The sequence below is a fragment of the Streptomyces sp. TBY4 genome (assembly GCF_024213195.1).
Taxonomy (GTDB): Bacteria; Actinomycetota; Actinomycetes; order Streptomycetales; family Streptomycetaceae; genus Streptomyces.
This window is the reverse complement of the sequence record NZ_JANAVF010000022.1, coordinates 1-20,421: the sequence shown is the minus strand read 5'-3', so window position 1 is coordinate 20,421 and position 20,421 is coordinate 1. Positions and strand designations below refer to the sequence as shown.

Sequence of the window (20,421 nt, the reverse complement as noted above, 5' to 3'; positions counted from 1 at the left end):
CATGGTGGTTGTGGCTTGAACAGCTGAGAAGACGCTTGCCTCGGAGTGGCCCGGAGGGTTTAATCCCGGCCGGAATCAATTCACTGAAGATGGAGAAAATGCCTCATGAGCAAGGCGCTCAATAAAATAGCCGCCGGCTGCGCCGCCACGGTATCCGTCGGCGCCCTTCTCCTGGTGGGGGCCGGCCCGGCCGCCGCCAACACGGAGCGGAACGGCTATCTCGAATCCAGCGAGTTCGGCCTTTACTACAACTCCTACCAAGGGGGTTGCGTCTTCGACCTGATGTCCTCGGACTGGAACTTCTTCAACAACCTCTTCGTCGGCCCGGAGGGCTGCGCCGGCCGGAACCGGGTGACGAACGACGACACCGCGTCCTACTGGAACCGGGACACCTACACCTGGAAGGTGGCCACCGAGGTGAACCTCACCGGTCTGATCGGTTCGCTCCCGCCGGGCTACCAGGGCAATGCCAGCGTCAACTTCAAGAACAAGATCACCTCGGCCACGTTCCTCGACTGACGGAGCGGCTGACGAAGCGGCTTGCGGAACAGCTGACGGAACGGCCGGCGCGACGCTCGGACGCCCCTCAGGGGCCCCAGGAGCCTCCAGCAGCCCCAGGACGGCCGAAAGGCCGGTACTCCACCCCCGAGCGGGGGAGTACCGGCCTTTCGCGCGTCACCGGGAGCGGCCCGGGACTGCGGGGAGATGTCGTGCGGGGAGCCGTCAGAGGACGCGGACGGCGCCCGTCGGCTTGTCGTAGCTCAGGGAGCGCTCGACGATGCCGGTGCTGGGGTTCTGCGCGCCGACGAACTTGCCGCCGCCGACGTAGACGGCGACGTGGTACGCGCTGCCCTTGGAGCCCCAGTACAGGATGTCGCCCGGCTGCAGCGCGTTCAGGGACACCGAGGTGCCGGCCGAGGACTGCGCCTGCGACATGCGCGGCAGGTTGATGCCGGCCTGGCGGTACGCGGCCTGGACGAGGCCCGAGCAGTCGAACGAGGACGGGCCGGTGCCGCCGAGGACGTAGGCCTTGCCGACCTGCGCGCGGGCGAAGTTGACGATGGCGGCGGCGGAGCCGGTCGCGGGGGCCGTGACGGTGCCCTTGCCCTGCTGGGATCCCGTGGAGGGGGTCCCCTTGGAGCCGGAGGATCCGGAGTTGCTCTGGATCGGGGTGCGGGCGGTGCTGCGGCCGGCGCGCTCGGCCTCGGCCTTGCGGTCGGCCTCCTGCTTCGCCTTGGCCTCGGCGTCGGCCTTCTGCTGGGCGTCGGCCTTGAGCTGCTTGGCCTCGGCGGCGGCACCCGTGCGGGCCGTCTCCTCCAGGGCGTTGAGCTCGCCGTCGACGGCGGCGGCGCGGGTGTTCTCCGCGGCCTTGGCCACGGACGAGGACACCTCGGCGCTCAGGTCCAGGCTGAGGACCGGCATTTCGAGCGTGGTCTCGTGCGCGGGCTCGGCGGAGGGGGTGGCACTCGCCGTGCCGGCCATGGCCAGGGTGCTGAGGACGCCACCGGCAACTCCGGCGCGGACCGCGAGCTTCGAGGCGCTGCGGCGGGGCTTCCGGTGGCTGGGTATGTGAGCGGTGAGGGACATGGGTCAACCGCTATCAGGGCCTCGCGGTTCCGTTCAAGAAACGTGGTCTGCGCCACAGTTGTGCGCGAAGCGGGCTAACCGGGCGCGTCGGACCTCTTATTGACGCCGTAACGGGCGAATCGGACAGCCGTCCGCAGGGCTGTGATCATGGGGTTTCCGCAATAAGTCCGAATTGATCCCGCGCCTACCATCCACCTGCACAGATGGCCAAGCCCCGTTTCGGTAGCGCGAATTCCGAGTGGCGCAGGTCACAGGGGTGTCACGCCATGCGGACGCTGTGGCCCTCCTGTGACCGAACCGTGAAGTCGCCGCCGGGTCGGGACCGCCTCCGGGTCGCCCCCGGGCCGCCTCCGGGTCACCCCCCGGGTCGATCTCCGGGGGAGCCTCCACCCCCCTCTGCCCCGAGTTAGTGAACGCATGCACGCGTCCACTCCCGTCCGCGCGAGGTCCCCCGACCGGGGGACGGCGATCCCTTTATCATCACGCGCACCGACCCGCCAATTTGTATGCAGAGGCCACGGTTTGATAGTGCGACAGGCCTTCCACCTGCGACGGAGGGTGCGGATGTCACCTTTGGTGATCATGTGGATGCTTCACGTATGAAGATCACTACTCATTGGGCTTCATGATCGTTCGTCAGGTGGTGGAGATCACAAACTCGTTGTTGTAACCCGTGTCGCAGATCACAGATGGGCGGGCATAAGATGCGCACCAGTCCGGCTTGTGAACTGCCTCACATGCGAGACGTGGGAGGCGGGGCGCGCGGCGCCGGCACAGCGGTCCAACGGTCAAGGACGACTGGAAGGAGCGAGGAGCGTGAATGCGTACGCGCCCATCCTCGTGCTCGGCGCCCTCGGCGCAGGGTTTGCGATCTTCTCCGTGGTCATGGCCACGCTGATCGGTCCAAAGCGGTACAACCGGGCAAAACTTGAAGCGTACGAGTGCGGCATCGAGCCCACTCCGATGCCGGCAGGCGGCGGTCGCTTCCCCATCAAGTACTACCTGACGGCGATGCTCTTCATCGTCTTCGACATCGAGGTTGTCTTCCTCTACCCCTGGGCGGTCACCTTCGACTCGCTGGGGATCTTCGGGCTCGTCGAGATGCTCCTCTTCGTGCTCACCGTCTTCGTCGCCTACGCCTATGTGTGGCGCCGCGGCGGCCTGGAATGGGACTGAGGGGCTGAATTTTCCATGGGACTGGAAGAGAAGCTGCCGAGCGGCTTTCTGCTGACCACCGTCGAACAGGCCGCGGGATGGGTGCGCAAGGCGTCCGTCTTCCCGGCCACCTTCGGCCTCGCCTGCTGCGCCATCGAGATGATGACGACCGGAGCGGGCCGGTACGACCTGGCCCGCTTCGGCATGGAGGTCTTCCGCGGATCCCCGCGCCAGGCCGACCTGATGATCGTGGCCGGCCGGGTCAGCCAGAAGATGGCGCCGGTGCTGCGGCAGGTGTACGACCAGATGCCCGCTCCCAAGTGGGTCATCTCCATGGGGGTTTGTGCGTCTTCGGGCGGAATGTTCAACAACTACGCGATCGTCCAGGGCGTCGACCACATCGTCCCCGTGGACATCTACCTGCCCGGCTGCCCGCCCCGCCCCGAGATGCTGCTCGACGCGATCCTCAAGCTCCACCAGAAGATCCAGGGCGGCAAGCTCGGCGTGAACCGGGAAGAGGCGGCCCGAGAGGCGGAGGAGGCGGCCCTCAAGGCGCTCCCCACCATTGAGATGAAGGGGCTCCTGCGGTGAGCGAGGACCCGGCCGTGCACAGCGGCCCCCATGCCGGCGACGGCGACAGCGTGCCCGCGCCCCGCGGAGCGGCCGGTCCCGAGGTGATCGGCGTCCGCAAGGGCATGTTCGGCGCCAGCGGCGGCGGCGACACCAGCGGCTACGGCGGCCTCGTGCGCACCGTGGCCCTGCCCGGTGCGAGCGCCCGCCCGTACGGCTCGTACTTCGACGAGGTCGTCGACGAGCTCGAAGGGGCACTGGAGGAGCAGGACCTCGTCCCGGAGAACGCGATCGAGAAGGTCGTCGTCGACCGGGCGGAGCTGACCCTCCACATCGCCCGCGAGCACCTGCTCCTCGTCGCGAGGACCCTGCGCGACGACCCGGCCCTGCGCTTCGAGCTCTGTACGGGTGTGAGCGGGGTGCACTTCCCCGAAGACAAGGGCCGCGAGCTGCACGCCGTCTACCACCTGCGCTCGCTCACCCACGGCCGGATCGTGCGGCTGGAGGTGACGGCCCCGGACGCGGATCCGCACGTCCCCTCGATCGTCTCCGTCTACCCGACGAACGACTGGCACGAGCGCGAGACGTACGACTTCTTCGGCCTGATCTTCGACGGGCACCCGGCCCTCACCCGGATCATGATGCCGGACGACTGGCAGGGCTTCCCGCAGCGCAAGGACTACCCGCTCGGCGGCATCGCGATCGAGTACAAGGGCGCCCAGATCCCGGCTCCTGACCAGCGGAGGTCGTACAGCTGATGAGCACTTCCCACGCGTCGAACCACGCCTCCGCCCGCGAGACGACCGAAGGCACCGTCTACACCGTCACCGGCGGAGACTGGGACGAGATCGTCCAGTCGGCGGCCCGCGCCGACGACGAGCGGATCGTCGTCAACATGGGCCCCCAGCACCCCTCCACCCACGGGGTGCTCCGCCTGATCCTGGAGATCGACGGCGAGACGGTCACCGAGGCCCGCTGCGGCATCGGCTACCTCCACACCGGCATCGAGAAGAACCTCGAATTCCGGAACTGGACGCAGGGCACCACCTTCGTCACGCGCATGGACTACCTGACGCCGTTCTTCAACGAGACGGCGTACTGCCTGGGCGTCGAGAAGCTGCTCGGCATCACCGATCAGATCCCGGACCGCGCCTCCGTCATCCGCGTCCTGCTGATGGAGCTCAACCGGCTCTCCTCCCACCTGGTGTGCATCGCCACCGGCGGCATGGAGCTCGGCGCGACCACGATCATGATCTACGGGTTCCGCGACCGCGAGCTGATCCTCGACGTGTTCGAGCTGATCACCGGACTGCGCATGAACCACGCGTTCATCCGCCCCGGCGGCCTCGCGCAGGACCTGCCCCCGGGCGCCGTGGACCAGCTCCGCGAGTTCGTGAAGACCATGAAGAAGAACCTGCCGGAGTACGACAAGCTCGCCACCGGCAACCCCATCTTCAAGGCCCGCATGCAGGACGTCGGCTACCTCGACCTCACCGGCTGCATGGCGCTCGGCGCCACCGGCCCGATCCTGCGCTCCGCCGGCCTGCCGCACGACCTGCGCAAGACGGACCCGTACTGCGGCTACGAGAACTACGAGTTCGACGTGGCGACCACCGAGTCCTGCGACTCCTACGGGCGGTTCCTGATCCGCCTGGAGGAGATGCGCCAGTCCCTGCGGATCGTCGAACAGTGCCTGGACCGGCTGGAGCCGGGCCCGGTCATGGTCGCCGACAAGAAGATCGCCTGGCCGGCGCAGCTCGCCATGGGCCCCGACGGCCTCGGCAACTCGCTCGACCACATCAAGCAGATCATGGGCACCTCCATGGAGTCCCTCATCCACCACTTCAAGCTGGTGACCGAGGGCTTCCGGGTACCGGCCGGCCAGGCCTACGCGGCAGTGGAGTCGCCCAAGGGCGAGCTCGGCGTGCACCTCGTCTCCGACGGCGGCACCCGCCCCTACCGGGTCCACTTCCGCGACCCGTCCTTCACCAACCTGCAGGCCATGGCGGCGATGTGCGAGGGCGGCCAGGTCGCCGACGTCATCGTGGCCGTCGCCTCCATCGACCCCGTGATGGGAGGCGTCGACCGATGACCGACATTTCACTGGGCATGCCCCAGCTGCCGGCACCCGACTACCCGGCGGAGGTGCGCGAGCGGCTGGCGGCCGACGCCGCCGAGGTCATCGCCCGCTACCCCGACAGCCGCAGCGCGCTGCTGCCGCTGCTCCACCTCATCCAGTCGGAGGAGGGCTACGTCTCGCGCACCGGCATCCGCTTCTGCGCCGAGGTGCTGGGCCTGACCACCGCCGAGGTCACGGCCGTGGCGACCTTCTACACGATGTACCGCCGCAAGCCCTCCGGGGACTACCAGGTCGGCGTGTGCACGAACACCCTGTGCGCGGTCATGGGCGGCGACGCCATCTTCGAGGAGCTCAAGGACCACCTCGGGGTCGGCAACAACGAGACCACCCCCGACGGCAAGGTCACCCTCGAGCACATCGAGTGCAACGCGGCCTGCGACTACGCCCCCGTGGTGATGGTCAACTGGGAGTTCTTCGACAACCAGACCCCCGAGTCCGCGAAGGCCATGGTCGACGACCTGCTGGCCGGCCGCCCCGTCGAGCCGACCCGGGGCGCGCCGCTGTGCACGTACAAGGAGACCGCCCGGATCCTGGCGGGCTTCCCCGACGAGCGCGAAGGCGCCGTCGAGGCCAGCGGCGGCGCCGGTCCCGCCTCCCTGATCGGCCTGCGCATCGCGCGCGGCGAGGCCCCGCACACCCCGATCGTGCACCCGCGCGGCGAGGCCACCATCGAGGGAGGGGAGTGATGACCGTGTCCACCGAACTGAGCAAGAACGGCACGAGTCCCGAGAAGCTCCTCGCGCCCGTCCTGTCGGCGTTCTGGGACGAGCCGCGGTCGTGGACGCTGGAGACCTACCGGCGCCACGAGGGCTACGAGGGCCTGCGCAAGGCGCTCGCCATGACCCCCGACGACCTCATCGCCTACGTGAAGGACTCGGGCCTGCGCGGCCGCGGCGGCGCGGGCTTCCCCACCGGCATGAAGTGGCAGTTCATCCCGCAGGGCGACGGCAAGCCGCACTACCTCGTGGTGAACGCGGACGAGTCGGAGCCGGGGACCTGCAAGGACATCCCCCTCCTCTTCGCCAATCCGCACTCCCTCATCGAGGGAATGATCATCGCCTGCTACGCGATCCGCTCCGAGCACGCCTTCATCTACCTGCGCGGCGAGACCGTGCCGGTGCTGCGGCGCCTGCACGAGGCGGTCCGCGAGGCGTACGAGGCCGGCTACCTGGGGGAGAACATCCTGGGGAGTGGGCTGAAGCTCGACATCACCGTGCACGCGGGCGCGGGCGCCTACATCTGCGGCGAGGAAACGGCCCTCCTGGACTCCCTCGAAGGCCGGCGCGGCCAGCCCCGGCTGCGTCCCCCCTTCCCGGCGGTCGAGGGGCTCTACGCCTGCCCCACCGTCGTGAACAACGTGGAGTCCATCGCCTCGGTTCCCGCGATCCTGAACAAGGGCAAGGACTGGTTCAAGTCGATGGGGACCGAGAAGTCCCCCGGCTTCACCCTGTACTCGCTCTCCGGCCACGTCGTCGGCCCCGGCCAGTACGAGGCCCCGCTCGGGATCACCCTGCGCCAGCTCCTCGACATGAGCGGCGGCATGCGCCCCGGGCACCGGCTGAAGTTCTGGACCCCCGGCGGCTCCTCCACCCCGATGTTCACGGACGAGCACCTCGACGTCCCGCTGGACTACGAGGGCGTGGGCGCGGCCGGCTCCATGCTGGGCACCAAGGCCCTGCAGTGCTTCGACGAGACCACCTGCGTGGTGCGGGCGGTGACCCGCTGGACCGAGTTCTACGCCCACGAGTCCTGCGGCAAGTGCACGCCCTGCCGCGAAGGCACGTACTGGCTGGTCCAGTTGCTCCGCGACATCGAAGCGGGCAAGGGGGTCATGTCCGACCTCGACAAGCTCAACGACATCGCCGACAACATCAACGGCAAGTCGTTCTGCGCCCTCGGCGACGGCGCCGCCAGCCCCATCTTCTCCTCGCTCAAGTACTTCCGCGCGGAGTACGAGCAGCACATCACGGGCAAGGGCTGCCCCTTCGACCCCAAGAAGTCGACCCTCTGGGCCGACACGGAGGTGACCGCATGACCGTGACCACTACGGCAGCCTCCGGCGGCGGAGAGGCCGCGGTCCCGGCGGACCACATCTCCCTGACCATCGACGGCATCGAACTGTCGGTGCCCAAGGGGACCCTGGTCATCCGGGCCGCCGAACAGCTCGGCATCGAGATCCCCCGGTTCTGCGACCACCCCCTCCTCTCCCCGGCCGGCGCCTGCCGCCAGTGCATCGTCGAGGTCGAGGGCCAGCGCAAGCCGATGGCCTCCTGCACCATCACCTGCACCGACGGCATGGTCGTCAAGACCCAGCTGACCTCCGAGGTCGCCGACAAGGCCCAGCGCGGGGTGATGGAGCTGCTGCTCATCAACCACCCGCTGGACTGCCCGGTCTGCGACAAGGGCGGCGAGTGCCCGCTGCAGAACCAGGCGATGTCCCACGGCAACGCCGAATCGCGTTTCGAGGGCAGGAAGCGCACCTACGAGAAGCCGGTCCCGATCTCCACGCAGGTGCTGCTGGACCGCGAGCGGTGCGTGCTGTGCGCGCGCTGCACCCGCTTCTCCAACGAGATCGCCGGCGACCCGATGATCGAGCTCCTGGAACGCGGCGCGCTCCAGCAGGTCGGCACCGGCGAGGACGACCCCTTCGAGTCGTACTTCTCCGGCAACACCATCCAGATCTGCCCGGTCGGCGCCCTCACCTCGGCCGCCTACCGGTTCCGCTCCCGCCCCTTCGACCTGGTCTCCTCCCCGAGCGTGTGCGAGCACTGCGCGGGCGGCTGCGCGACCCGCACCGACCATCGCCGCGGCAAGGTGCTGCGCCGGATGGCCGCGGAGGACCCCGAGGTCAACGAGGAGTGGATCTGCGACAAGGGCCGCTTCGGGTTCCGCTACGCGCAGCGCCCCGACCGGCTCACCACCCCGCTGGTCCGCGGCAGCGACGGGGTCCTGGCCCCGGCCAGCTGGCCCGAGGCGCTGGAGGCCGCTGCCAACGGGCTGGCCGCCGCGCGCGGGCGGGCCGGAGTGCTGACCGGCGGGCGGCTCACCGTCGAGGACGCCTACGCCTACGCCAAGTTCGCCCGGGTCGTGCTCGACACCAACGACATCGACTTCCGGGCCCGGGTGCACAGCGCGGAGGAGGCCGAGTTCCTGGCGTCCTCCGTCGCCGGCACCGGCAAGGACCTCGACGGGCGGGGCGTCACCAACGCCTCCCTGGAGGCGGCTCCGGCCGTGCTCCTCGTCGGCATCGAGGCCGAGGAGGAGGCCCCCGGGGTCTTCCTGCGGCTGCGCAAGGCCCACCGCAAGCACAAGCAGCGGACCTTCGCCCTCGCCCCGTTCGCCACGCGCGGCCTGGTGAAGGCGGGTGGCACCTGGCTCGCCGCCGCCCCCGGCACCGAACCGGAGTGGCTGAACGCGCTGGCCTCCGGCACCGGCCTGGAGGACAGCGGTCTCGCCGCCGCCGACGCGCTGCGGCAGCCCGGAGCGGTCATCGTCGTGGGGGAGCGCCTCGCGGGCGTGCCCGGCGCGCTGACCGCGGCCGTCCGGGCCGCCTCGGTGACCGGCGCCACCCTGGTGTGGATCCCGCGCCGGGCCGGGGAGCGGGCCGCCGTCGAGGCGGGCGCGCTGCCGTCCCTGCTGCCGGGCGGCCGTCCGGCCACCGACCCGCGGGCCCGTGACGAGGTCGCCGCCGCCTGGGGCCTGGACGAGCTGCCGCACCGCTACGGCCGCGACACCGGCCAGATCGTCGAGGCCGCCGCCACCCGGGAGCTCTCCGCGCTGCTGGTCGCGGGCGTGGAGCTCGCCGACCTGCCGGACCCGGCCCGCGCGAGGGTCGCGCTCAAGGAGGCCTTCGTGGTCTCCCTGGAACTGCGGCCCGGCGAGGTCACCGACCTCGCGGACGTGGTGTTCCCGGTCGCGGCCGTCGCCGAGAAGCCGGGCGCGTTCATCAACTGGGAGGGCAGGGTCCGGCCGTTCGAGGCCGCGCTCAAGCCCGAGCAGATGACCCGTCGCCTGGCCCCCGCCGACTCCCGCGTGCTGCACATGCTGGCCGACGCGGCGGAGCGCCCGATCGCCCTGGCCGACGTACACGCCGTACGGCGCGAGATCGACCGGCTCGGCCCGTGGGCCGGGGAGCGCGCCGCCGGACAGTCCGCAGACAGGGAGCTGCTGCCCCGTCCCGGCGTGGGCGAGGCCGTCCTCGCGGGCCACCGGCTCCTCCTCGACCAGGGGCTCCTCCAGGAGGGCGACGAGGCCCTGGCCGGCACCCGGCACGAGGCCAGTGCCCGCCTGTCGGCCGCCACGGCCGCCGAGACCGGCGTCAAGAACGGCGACGTCCTCGCGGTGACCGGCCCCGCCGGATCCGTGGAACTGCCGCTGCGCATCACCGAGATGCCCGACCGGGTGGTCTGGCTCCCGATGAACTCCACCGGCTCCGGAGTCCTCGACGACACCGGGGCCCGCCCGGGGGCCCTGGTCCGCATCGGCCCGGCCACCCCCGCCGACACCAGCGACTCCCCTGCGGAGGTGGGCGCGTGAACACCGTTCAGATCGCTGCCGAAGACCTCTCCCTGTTCGGCAGGGACGTCTGGTGGCTCGTCGTCATCAAGGCGGTGTTCTGCTTCGCCTTCCTGATGGTGACCGTGCTCTTCTCCATCGTGTGGGAGCGCAAGGTCGTCGCCTGGATGCAGCTGCGCATCGGCCCCAACCGGCACGGCCCCTGGGGCATGCTCCAGTCGCTCGCCGACGGCGTGAAGCTCATGCTGAAGGAAGACATCATCGTCAAGCGGGCGGACAAGGTCGTCTACGTCCTCGCCCCGATCATCGCGGCGATCCCGGCCTTCATGGCCATCGCGGTGATCCCCTTCGGCCCCTCGGGCAACGAGGTCTCCATCTTCGGCCAGCGCACCACGATGCAGCTGACCGACCTGCCCATCGCGATGCTCTACATCCTCGCGGTTGCCTCGGTCGGCATCTACGGCATCGTCCTGGCGGGCTGGTCCTCCGGCTCCACGTACCCGCTCCTCGGCGGCCTGCGCTCCTGTGCGCAGATGATCTCGTACGAGATCGCGATGGGCGCGGCCTTCGCCTCGGTCTTCCTCTACTCCGGGTCGATGTCGACCTCGGCGATCGTCGAAGCCCAGGCGGACCGCTGGTACATCATCCTGCTGCCGGTCTCCTTCATCATCTACGTCATCACGATGGTCGGCGAGACGAACCGCGCCCCCTTCGACATGCCGGAGTCCGAGGGCGACCTGGTCGGCGGCTTCAACACCGAGTACTCCTCGATCAAGTTCGCGCTGTTCATGCTGGCCGAGTACGTCAACATGGTCACCGTCTCCGCGGTCTCGGTCACCCTCTTCCTGGGCGGCTGGCGGGCCCCGGCGCCGATCTCCACGTACTGGGAGGGCGCGAACCACGGCTGGTGGCCGATGCTCTGGTTCGTCCTCAAGGTCCAGCTGCTGCTGTTCTTCTTCATCTGGCTGCGCGGCACGCTCCCGCGCGTGCGCTACGACCAGCTGATGAAGCTCGGCTGGAAGGTGCTGATCCCGGTCTCCGTGGTGTGGCTGATGCTGGTCGCCACCGTCCGGGCGCTGCGCAACGAGAACTACGACTTCCAGGAGATCGTGCTCTACGTCGGCGGCGGGGTCATCGCGCTCCTGCTGCTGTCCTTCGTCGCGGACCTGTTCCGCGACAAGAAGGAGAAGACGGCCCTCGCGGACGCCGAACTGGCCGCGGCCGCCGAACCCTTCGACCCCCTGGCGGGCGGATTCCCCGTACCGCCCAAGCCCGGCCAGCACCTGGCACCCGTACCGCGCAGGCGGCCCCGCAGTGAGCGGGAGCTCATTGTCAGTGGCGCGGCGAATACTGACAGTGACCGAGAGGAGGGTGCTGAGAATGTCTGACAAGTCTGACGCCGAGCAGGGCGAGAAGTGGCAGAACCCGGTGGCCGGCTTCGGCGTGACCTTCAAGGCCATGTTCAAGAAGCGCCTCACCGAGCAGTACCCCGAGCAGGAGAAGACCACCGCTCCCCGCTTCCACGGGCGGCACCAGCTCAACCGCCACCCGGACGGTCTGGAGAAGTGCATCGGGTGCGAGCTGTGCGCCTGGGCCTGTCCCGCCGACGCGATCTACGTGGAGGGCGCGGACAACACCGAGGAGGAGCGCTACTCCCCGGGCGAGCGCTACGGCCGGGTCTACCAGATCAACTACGCCCGCTGCATCCTGTGCGGGCTGTGCGTCGAGGCGTGCCCGACCAGGGCGCTGACCATGACGAACGAGTTCGAACTGGCCGACTCCAGCCGCGAATCGCTCATCTACACCAAGGAGCAGCTGCTCGCCGGGCTGACCGAGGGCATGGTCGAGGCCCCGCACTCGATCTTCCCCGGCACCGAGGACACGGACTACTACCGCGGGCTGGTGACGGGGGCTGCTCCCGGCACGGTCCGGCAGGTGGCCGTCTCCAAGGGCGAGGTGCCCGCCGGGGACGCAGAGGAGGTGGGGGCATGAGCGCCATCGCCGCAGCCTCCCTGACCTCCTCCGGTGAGGCGGTGCAGTTCTGGATCCTCGGCACGGTCGCCGTCATCGGCGCGCTGGCCACGATCCTGATGAAGAGGGCCGTGCACAGCGCGCTGAGCCTGGCCGGGACGATGATCATCCTGGCGGTCTTCTACCTCGCCAACGGGGCGTACTTCCTCGGCATCGTCCAGGTCGTCGTCTACACCGGCGCGATCATGATGCTCTTCCTCTTCGTCGTCATGCTTGTCGGCGTCACCGCCGCGGACTCGCTGACCGAGACCATCAAGGGCCAGCGCTGGCTGGCCGCCCTGTGCGGACTCGGCTTCGGCATCCTGCTCATCGCGGGCATCGGCAACGCCCGGCTCACCCACTTCAACGGACTCGGCCGGATCAACTCCGGCGGGCACGTCGAGGGCCTGGCCACGCTGATCTTCACCAAGTACGTGTTCGCCTTCGAGCTCACCGGCGCCCTGCTGATCACGGCGGCCGTCGGCGCGATGGTGCTCACCCACCGCGAGCGCACCGAGCGGGCCGCCACCCAGCGCGAGCTCGCCGAGCGCCGCGTACGCGAGGGCGTACAGCTCCCGCCGCTGCCCGCACCCGGCGTCTACGCCCGGCACAACGCCGTGGACGTCGCGGGCCTGCTGCCGGACGGCACCCCCTCCGAGCTCACCGTCAACCAGACGCTGCGCGCCCGCGGCCAGATCCGGGACGTCTCCGGCCAGGCCCTGGACGACCTCAAGGCCCTGGAGCAGCGGTCGTCCGAGCGGCTCGGCCGCGACGCGCGTGAGGAGGCCTCGAAGTGAACCCGGTCAACTACCTGTACCTGTCCGCGCTGCTGTTCACCATCGGGGCCGCCGGAGTCCTGATCCGGAAGAACGCGATCGTGCTGTTCATGTGCGTCGAGCTCATGCTCAACGCCTGCAACCTCGCCTTCGTCACCTTCTCCCGGATGCACGGCAACCTCGACGGCCAGATCATCGCGTTCTTCACGATGGTCGTCGCCGCCGCCGAGGTCGTGGTGGGCCTCGCGATCATCGTGTCGCTGTTCCGTACCCGCCACTCGGCCTCGGTCGACGACGCCAGCCTGATGAAGCTGTAAGGGGCGTTCACAGTGGAGAACCTGATTGTGCTGCTGATCGCGGCGCCCCTCTTCGGAGCGGCGGTGCTGCTCTGCGGCGGCCGCCGCCTCGACAAGGTGGGGCACTGGATCGGCACCCTGCTCGCCGCCGCCTCCTTCGGGACCGGCGTCGTCCTCTTCGCCGACATGCTCGGCCGCGGAGCCGAGGACCGCACCCTGCACCAACGGCTGTTCACCTGGATCCCCGTCGAGGGGTTTCAGGCCGACATGGCCTTCCAGCTGGACCAGCTGTCGATGACCTTCGTCCTGCTGATCTCCGGCGTGGGCACGCTCATCCACATCTACTCCATCGGCTACATGGAGCACGATGAGCGCCGGCGCCGCTTCTTCGGCTACCTCAACCTGTTCGTCGCGGCCATGCTCCTGCTGGTCCTCGCCGACAACTACCTGCTGCTGTACTTCGGCTGGGAGGGCGTGGGCCTCGCCTCGTACCTCCTGATCGGCTTCTGGCAGCACAAGCCCAGCGCGGCCACCGCGGCGAAGAAGGCCTTCCTGGTCAACCGCGTCGGCGACATCGGCCTCTCGATCGCCATCATGCTGATGTTCACCACCTTCGGGACCTTCGCCTTCGGGCCGGTCCTCGGCGCGGCCAAGGACGTCTCCGAAGGCACGCTGACGGCGATCGGCGTGATGCTGCTGCTGGCCGCCTGCGGCAAGTCGGCGCAGGTGCCGCTCCAGTCCTGGCTCGGGGACGCGATGGAGGGCCCGACCCCGGTCTCGGCCCTCATCCACGCCGCGACCATGGTCACCGCCGGCGTCTACCTGATCGTCCGCTCGGGAGCCATCTTCAACGGGGCGCCCGACGCGCAGACCGCGGTCGTCGTGGTCGGTGCCGTCACGCTCCTCTTCGGTGCGATCGTCGGTTGCGCCAAGGACGACATCAAGAAGGCCCTCGCCGGCTCGACGATGTCGCAGATCGGCTACATGATCCTGGCGGCCGGCCTCGGCCCGATCGGGTACGTGTTCGCGATCATGCACCTGGTCACGCACGGGTTCTTCAAGGCGGGCCTCTTCCTCGGCGCCGGTTCCGTGATGCACGGGATGAACGACGAGGTCGACATGCGCAAGTACGGCGGCCTGCGCAAGTACATGCCGGTCACCTTCATCACCTTCGGGCTGGGATACCTCGCCATCATCGGCTTCCCGGGCCTGTCCGGCTTCTTCTCCAAGGACATGATCATCGAGGCCGCCTTCGCCAAGGGCGGCACCCAGGGCTGGATCCTCGGCGGGGTGACCCTGCTGGGCGCGGCGATCACCGCCTTCTACATGACCCGGGTCATGCTCCTCACCTTCTTCGGCGAGAAGCGCTGGCAGCCCGATGCGGAAGGCCACGCGCCGCACCCGCACGAGTCCCCGAAGTCGATGACCCTCCCGATGATCGTCCTGGCCTTCGGCTCGGTCTTCGCCGGCGGGTTCTTCGGGATCGGCGACCGGTTCCTGCACTGGCTGGAGCCCGTCACCGGACACCAGCACGGACACCCGCCGATCAGCGCCATGACGGTCACCCTGGCCACCATGGTGGTCCTCGTCATCGGCGTCGCCATCGCCTGGGTGATGTACGGCAGGAAGCCCGTCCCGGTCGTCGCCCCGCGCGGCTCGCTCCTCACCCGGGCGGCCCGGCGGGACCTCTACCAGGACGACTTCAACCACGTGGTCCTGGTGCGCGGCGGGGAGCACCTGACCCGCTCCCTCGTCTACGTCGACCACAGCCTGGTCGACGGCGTGGTCAACGGGACGGCCGCCGGAGTCGGCGGGCTGTCGGGCCGGCTGCGCAAGCTGCAGAACGGCTACGCCCGCAGCTACGCGGTCTCGATGTTCGGGGGCACGGCGATCCTGATCGCCGCGACCCTGCTGATGAGGGCGGTGTGAGATGAGTTTCCCGCTTCTGACGGTGACGGCCGCGGTCCCCGCGGTCGGTGCGATCCTGACGGCGGCCGTCCCGGCCGCCCGCCGGACCGCCGCCAAATGGCTCGCCCTGCTCTTCTCGCTGGCGACGCTGGCGCTGGCCGTGCTCGTCGCGGTCCGCTTCGAGCCCGGTGGCGACCGCTACCAGCTCACCGAATCGCACGCCTGGATCGCCGACTTCGGCGTCCGCTACGAACTGGGCGTCGACGGCATCGGGGTGGTGCTGATCGCGCTCACCGCGCTGCTGATCCCCTTCGTCATCGGCGCCGGCTGGCACGACGCCGACCCGCTGGAGACGAACTCCTCCCGCTGGCGGCCGACCCAGGGCTTCTTCGCCCTGATCCTGCTGGTCGAGGCGATGGTGATCATCTCCTTCGAGGCCACCGACGTCTTCCTCTTCTACATCTTCTTCGAAGCCATGCTCATCCCGATGTACTTCCTCATCGGCGGCTTCGGGGACCGGGCACACTCCGGGTCCGACGAGAACGCGGCCGCGCAGCGCTCGTACGCGGCGGTCAAGTTCCTCCTCTACAACCTGGTCGGCGGCCTGATCATGCTGGCCGCCGTCATCGGGCTGTACGTGGTCGCCGGGAACTTCTCCCTCCAGGAGATCGCCGCCGCCCGCGCCGCGGGCACGCTCGACATGGCGACCAACACGGAGCGGCTGCTGTTCCTCGGCTTCTTCTTCGCCTTCGCGGTGAAGGCCCCGCTGTGGCCGCTGCACACCTGGCTGCCGAACGCGATGGGCGAGGCCACGGCCCCGGTCGCCGTCCTGATCACCGCGGTCGTCGACAAGGTCGGCACCTTCGCGATGCTCCGCTTCTGCCTCGGGCTCTTCCCCGAGGCCAGCAAGTGGGCCACCCCGGTGATCCTGGTCCTGGCCCTGATCAGCATCGTCTACGGCGCGCTGGTCGCGGTCGGGCAGCGGGACATCAAGCGGCTGGTCGCCTACGCCTCCATCTCGCACTTCGGCTTCATCATCCTGGGCATCTTCGCGATGACCTCCCAGGGCCAGTCGGGCGCGACGCTGTACATGGTCAACCACGGGCTCTCGACGGCGGCGCTCATGCTGGTCGCCGGCTTCCTGATCTCGCGGCGCGGCTCCCGGCTCATCGCCGACTACGGCGGCGTGCAGAAGGTGGCCCCGGTGCTCGCCGGCACCTTCCTGATCGGCGGCCTGGCCACCCTCTCGCTCCCCGGACTCGCCCCGTTCGTCAGTGAGTTCCTGGTCCTGGTCGGCACCTTCGCCCGGTACCCGGTCGTCGGCATCATCGCCACCGTCGGCATCGTGCTGGCGGCGCTCTACACGCTGGTGCTCTACCAGCGGACCATGACCGGACCGGTCAAGGAGGAGGTCCGCACCATGCCGGACCTGCGCCTGCGCGAGGTCCTGGTGGTCGCCCCGCTGATCGCGCTGCTGATCGGTCTCGGCGTCTACCCGAAGGTCCTGACCGACATCGTCAACCCGGCGGTGAAGCACACCATGTCGGACGTGAAGCAGACGGACCCGAAGCCGGAAGTGGCTGTCGAGGCCAAGAACGGGGAGGGGAGCAAGTGAGCACCCTGACTGCTGCCCAGAGCCTGCTGCCGAACCTGGCGGCCGCGGCGCCGATCGACAAGATCCCGGCCCCGCAGATCGAGTACGCCCAGCTCTCGCCCACGCTCATCGTGCTGGGCGCGGCGATCATCGGCGTCCTCGTGGAGGCCTTCGTACCGCGCAAGGCCCGTTACTACACGCAGGTGTTCCTCTCCGTGGCCGCGCTGGCCTCCGCCTTCGCGGCGGTCGTCGGACTGGCCGCCGGCGGGTACGGCAGCTCCAAGGCGCACATCGCCGCCATGGGCGCCATCGCCGTCGACGGCCCGGCCCTCTTCCTGCAGGGCACCATCATCCTGGCCTCGGTCGTGGCGCTCTTCACCTTCGCCGAGCGGCGCCTGGACCCGGCCGCCCACGGCAACCGGGTGGACTCCTTCGCCGCGCAGGCGGCGTCCGTACCGGGCAGCGAGAGCGAGAAGGAAGCCGTCAAGGCGGGCTTCACCACCACCGAGGTCTTCCCGCTCGCGCTCTTCGCGATCGCCGGCATGCTGATCTTCCCCGCGGCCAACGACCTGCTGACGCTGTTCGTGGCCCTGGAGGTCTTCTCCCTCCCGCTGTACCTGCTCTGCGCCGTCGCCCGCCGCCAGCGGCTGATGTCGCAGGAGGCGGCCGTCAAGTACTTCCTGCTCGGCGCCTTCTCCTCCGCCTTCCTCCTCTTCGGCATCGCGCTCGTCTACGGGTACGCGGGCTCGGTCTCCTACGCGACCATCGCCGAGGTCATCGACGGCACCGTCGCCAACATCGACCCGGCGCTCGCCGACACCATGGGCAACGACGCGCTGCTGCTCATCGGCGGCGCGCTGATCCTGATGGGCCTGCTCTTCAAGGTCGGCGCGGTCCCCTTCCACATGTGGACCCCGGACGTCTACCAGGGCGCCCCCACCCCGGTCACCGGCTTCATGGCGGCGGCCACGAAGGTGGCGGCGTTCGGAGCGCTCCTGCGGCTGCTGTACGTGGTGCTGCCCGGCCTGCGCTGGGACTGGCGGCCGGTCATGTGGGGCGTCGCGATCGTCACCATGCTGGCGGGCGCGGTCATCGCGGTCACCCAGACCGACGTCAAGCGGCTCCTCGCCTACTCCTCCATCGCGCACGCCGGCTTCATCCTGGCCGGTGTCATCGCCACCTCGGCGGAGGGCATCCAGTCCGTCCTCTTCTACCTGGGCGCGTACTCCTTCGTGACGATCGGCGCCTTCGCGGTGGTCACGCTGGTGCGGGACGCGGGCGGCGAGGCGACTCACCTGTCCAAGTGGGCGGGGCTCGGCCGTCGTTCGCCTCTCGTGGCGGCGGTGTTCGCGGTCTTCCTGCTCGCCTTCGCGGGCATCCCGCTGACCTCCGGCTTCTCCGGCAAGTTCGCCGTGTTCAAGGCGGCGGCGGAGGGGGGCGCGGGAGTGCTGGTCGTGGTCGGTGTCATCTCGTCCGCGATCGCCGCGTTCTTCTACATCCGGGTGATCGTCCTGATGTTCTTCAGCGAGCCGAAGGCGGACGGCCCCACGGTCGCCGTCCCGTCCCCGCTGACGATGACGACCATCGCGGTCGGCGTCGCGGTCACGGTGGTGCTGGGCGTGGCCCCGCAGTACTTCCTCGATCTGGCGGGCAGCGCGAGCACGTTCGTCCGCTGACCGGCCGCTGGTACGGGCGAGGGCCCGGCTCCCATTGTGGGGGCCGGGCCCTTTGCGGTGTGCGGAGCTACTCAGTGCGGGGTCGCTTCGGCATGATCTCGGTGAGGTCCAGATCGATGGAGAAGGGGACGGAGACCTTGAGGCGGTCGTGGAAGATCCCGGTGGCCACGTACTTCCGCGTGGCTGGTTCGAGTTCGAAGACGTAGACCACGGCTCGGCCGTCCTTGTGCTCCACTCGCCAGAAGTGCGGGATCCCGGCGCGGGAGTACTTGAGGGGTTTGGCCTCGCGATCGCGGGCGACGGATTCCGGGGACACGACTTCGATCGCGAGTCGCACGGATTCTGCCGGAAGCCGGGTCTGGTGCGGATCCTCGTCGTCCTCCTCGGGTACGACGATCACGTCCGGCTCCGGACGGTTCTGACGGTCGATGTCGATGGTGAATTCTCGTAGCACTTCGAGTCCGTCCGGAGCCAGGGTCTCCAGCTGCCGTTCGAAGAACCGCACGGCACGCAGGTGGAATTTGGTCTGCGGACTCACGAAAACCAGGCTCCCGTCGATCAGCTCCGTGTGCGGAGGCAGATTCGGAAGCGTGTCCAGGTCGTCCGCGGTCCAGCCGCCTGCCGGCGGGATCGGCCAGCTGTGTTCCGGGTTCATCAGTGCTCCCATGAGCCGGAGTCTCGCGAGTCCGTTCAGCGTAGCGCCGGGGAATCCCGGAATGCCGCTCCTACGGGTGAGCGTGTGGGTCGGGAGCCGGGGTGGTGGTCTTCGGGCAGGTCATGGCCGTGTTCCAGTTGTGGAAGCGGCCTGCCGGGTTCTCCCTGTACGCCCACAGGTGGAGGTCGTAGTGCTTGGGCATCCCCGCCCAGTGGCCGGGCATCGGGCCGTCGAAGGGGAGGCCGAACATGGTCGGCCGGTCGTCCGTGGTCTTGAAGTCCTGGTCCCGGTCCTTGGACATCCACTCCACGGCCTCCAGCTTGCGGCGGCCCTGCTCGTCCTTCTCGGTGCTGTAGAGCAGCGCGGCCGGCTTGCTGGGGTCCGTCGAACCCCAGTAGGCCTCTTTCACGTAGTGGTAACCCATGGCGCCCGTCCCGAACGGGTTGGTCATGCAGGCCTCGCCGTGCGGCACGTACCCGTCCTTCAGGGCCTGCTGCTCGTCCGCGTACTTGGCCGTCACCCGGATCGCCGTCGCCATGTCCTGCATGGCCTGCTTGTTCCTCGGGTCCGGAGCGGGGCCTTCCACTCCGTGGGCGGGGACGGCTGTGGCGGCGGCGACCAGGCCGAGGGATATCGCGGCCGTGCAGGTCAGGAAGGCTTTGCGGGGGCGGAGGGGCATGGGGACTCCTGCCGTTGGGGGTGGGGGTGGGGGTGCGGGTCGGGAGCTTTTGTCCACCATCCCGGTGAGGTGGCGGGGGTGCACCCGGCGGGGCTCCGAACGGGGGGTGCGGGGGGGCTGGGCCGGGGCCGGACGGGTGGTTCCCGGGCGGCAGCTCACGGTTGGGTTGTACAGGGCGAAGCGGCCGTTTGGGTTCTCCTTCCACAGCCAGAGGCGCAGGGTGTAGTGGGTCGGCTGACCTGGGAACTTGCCGGGGATCGGGCCGTGGAAGGCGGTGCCGAAGAGTTTCGGCGGGCCGTCCTTGCGGGTGGACACCCATTCGAGGGCGGCGAGGCGGCGGGTGCCGTGGGTGTCGTCGACGTAGATCAGGGCGGTGGGCTTCGCGGGGTCGAGGGAGTCGTCGTGGGCGTGGTTGAAGTGGGGGTACCCGAGTCCCCCGACCCCGGCTTTGCCGGGGACGCAGTACGCGTCGGGGACGTAGCCGGCGGCTGCGGCGGTGTGGGGGAACTGGTGGGGGGCGGTTGCGCGGTAGGCGGTGGCGATGGCGTTTGCCTGCGGCGCGGGGGCGCTGGCGCTGGCGCTGGCCAGCGTGAGGGTCAGGGCCAGGGCCAGGGCCGGGGCGATGGTGCCGGGGATCATGCCCGCAGCGTGCGCCTCGGCCGGGGCCGGTGCCAGGCGGGTGGCCCGATCGCGTGGCCCACCCCGGGGGCCGGCAGGCTGCGGGTGGGGCGGTGCCGGGGGCGGGGTGGGGTGTTGGCCGGGACTGCATGATTTAGGCGCCCTGTCCGCAACGTTCGACAGTTGTGGCTCCCTCTAGCGCCACAAATCACGCTTTACGTCCCGGCCAACACCCCACCCCG

Annotated in this window: 18 protein-coding genes; 15 read left to right on the top strand and 3 right to left on the bottom strand. The window is 69.5% G+C overall.

Annotated features, from left to right (window positions below; genetic code table 11):
* Positions 1-105 precede the first annotated feature (105 nt).
* The gene (locus tag NLX94_RS34580; RefSeq protein ID WP_254387244.1) at positions 106-519 is read left to right on the top strand and encodes a hypothetical protein; all 414 of its coding nucleotides are present in this window, start codon (positions 106-108) and stop codon (positions 517-519) included.
* 204 nt (positions 520-723) lie between these two features.
* Here the strand turns inward: NLX94_RS34580 and NLX94_RS34575 are convergent, their stop codons facing one another.
* The gene (locus NLX94_RS34575; RefSeq protein ID WP_254387243.1) at positions 724-1,587 is read right to left on the bottom strand and encodes a C40 family peptidase; all 864 of its coding nucleotides are present in this window, start codon (positions 1,585-1,587) and stop codon (positions 724-726) included.
* An 816-nt stretch (positions 1,588-2,403) separates the two neighbouring features.
* Here NLX94_RS34575 and NLX94_RS34570 point away from each other — a divergent pair.
* From NLX94_RS34570 to nuoN, 14 genes are read left to right on the top strand one after another with little or no spacing between them, the layout of a single operon-like run.
* On the top strand, positions 2,404-2,763 hold the full coding sequence (locus tag NLX94_RS34570) for an NADH-quinone oxidoreductase subunit A (RefSeq protein WP_030010013.1): 360 nt from the start codon (positions 2,404-2,406) through the stop codon (positions 2,761-2,763).
* Positions 2,764-2,778: 15 nt separating this feature from the next.
* Positions 2,779-3,333, top strand: a complete 555-nt coding sequence (locus NLX94_RS34565) for an NADH-quinone oxidoreductase subunit B family protein (protein WP_243339941.1) — start codon at positions 2,779-2,781, stop codon at positions 3,331-3,333.
* Positions 3,330-4,070 carry an NADH-quinone oxidoreductase subunit C gene (locus tag NLX94_RS34560; protein ID WP_254387242.1) on the top strand — a complete coding sequence of 247 codons (741 nt, stop codon included), beginning with the start codon at positions 3,330-3,332 and terminating at the stop codon, positions 4,068-4,070. Before NLX94_RS34565 ends, NLX94_RS34560 begins: the two co-directional genes overlap by 4 nt.
* A complete protein-coding gene (locus tag NLX94_RS34555; RefSeq protein ID WP_254387241.1) occupies positions 4,070-5,404 on the top strand; it encodes an NADH-quinone oxidoreductase subunit D in 1,335 nt (444 codons plus the stop codon). The genes NLX94_RS34560 and NLX94_RS34555 overlap by 1 nt, the downstream gene beginning before the upstream one ends.
* Positions 5,401-6,138: an NADH-quinone oxidoreductase subunit NuoE gene (gene nuoE / locus NLX94_RS34550; protein WP_254387240.1), complete on the top strand. Its 738-nt coding sequence runs from the start codon at positions 5,401-5,403 to the stop codon at positions 6,136-6,138. The genes NLX94_RS34555 and nuoE overlap by 4 nt, the downstream gene beginning before the upstream one ends.
* The gene (gene nuoF / locus NLX94_RS34545; RefSeq protein WP_254387239.1) at positions 6,138-7,487 is read left to right on the top strand and encodes an NADH-quinone oxidoreductase subunit NuoF; all 1,350 of its coding nucleotides are present in this window, start codon (positions 6,138-6,140) and stop codon (positions 7,485-7,487) included. Before nuoE ends, nuoF begins: the two co-directional genes overlap by 1 nt.
* A complete protein-coding gene (locus tag NLX94_RS34540) occupies positions 7,484-9,988 on the top strand; it encodes an NADH-quinone oxidoreductase subunit G (protein WP_254387238.1) in 2,505 nt (834 codons plus the stop codon). The genes nuoF and NLX94_RS34540 overlap by 4 nt, the downstream gene beginning before the upstream one ends.
* Positions 9,985-11,355 (top strand): NADH-quinone oxidoreductase subunit NuoH, encoded by a 1,371-nt coding sequence (gene nuoH / locus NLX94_RS34535; protein ID WP_254387237.1) that lies wholly within the window; start codon positions 9,985-9,987, stop codon positions 11,353-11,355. The genes NLX94_RS34540 and nuoH overlap by 4 nt, the downstream gene beginning before the upstream one ends.
* Positions 11,348-11,959, top strand: coding sequence for an NADH-quinone oxidoreductase subunit NuoI (nuoI, locus tag NLX94_RS34530; protein ID WP_254387236.1), 612 nt, complete (start codon positions 11,348-11,350; stop codon positions 11,957-11,959). Before nuoH ends, nuoI begins: the two co-directional genes overlap by 8 nt.
* Positions 11,956-12,774 (top strand): NADH-quinone oxidoreductase subunit J, encoded by an 819-nt coding sequence (locus NLX94_RS34525; protein ID WP_254387235.1) that lies wholly within the window; start codon positions 11,956-11,958, stop codon positions 12,772-12,774. The genes nuoI and NLX94_RS34525 overlap by 4 nt, the downstream gene beginning before the upstream one ends.
* Positions 12,771-13,070, top strand: a complete 300-nt coding sequence (nuoK, locus tag NLX94_RS34520) for an NADH-quinone oxidoreductase subunit NuoK (RefSeq protein WP_112449176.1) — start codon at positions 12,771-12,773, stop codon at positions 13,068-13,070. The genes NLX94_RS34525 and nuoK overlap by 4 nt, the downstream gene beginning before the upstream one ends.
* Before the next feature lie 12 nt (positions 13,071-13,082).
* Positions 13,083-14,978 carry an NADH-quinone oxidoreductase subunit L gene (nuoL, locus tag NLX94_RS34515; RefSeq protein WP_254387234.1) on the top strand — a complete coding sequence of 632 codons (1,896 nt, stop codon included), beginning with the start codon at positions 13,083-13,085 and terminating at the stop codon, positions 14,976-14,978.
* A 1-nt stretch (position 14,979) separates the two neighbouring features.
* Positions 14,980-16,572 carry an NADH-quinone oxidoreductase subunit M gene (locus NLX94_RS34510; protein WP_254387233.1) on the top strand — a complete coding sequence of 531 codons (1,593 nt, stop codon included), beginning with the start codon at positions 14,980-14,982 and terminating at the stop codon, positions 16,570-16,572.
* 35 nt (positions 16,573-16,607) lie between these two features.
* Positions 16,608-18,227: an NADH-quinone oxidoreductase subunit NuoN gene (nuoN, locus tag NLX94_RS34505; protein ID WP_254387338.1), complete on the top strand. Its 1,620-nt coding sequence runs from the start codon at positions 16,608-16,610 to the stop codon at positions 18,225-18,227.
* A 67-nt stretch (positions 18,228-18,294) separates the two neighbouring features.
* On the opposite strand, the gene NLX94_RS34500 is transcribed toward nuoN, so the two are convergent.
* A complete protein-coding gene (locus tag NLX94_RS34500) occupies positions 18,295-18,894 on the bottom strand; it encodes a Uma2 family endonuclease (protein WP_254387232.1) in 600 nt (199 codons plus the stop codon).
* A gap of 58 nt (positions 18,895-18,952) precedes the next feature.
* A complete protein-coding gene (locus tag NLX94_RS34495; RefSeq protein WP_254387231.1) occupies positions 18,953-20,200 on the bottom strand; it encodes a hypothetical protein in 1,248 nt (415 codons plus the stop codon).
* Positions 20,201-20,421: the final 221 nt, after the last annotated feature.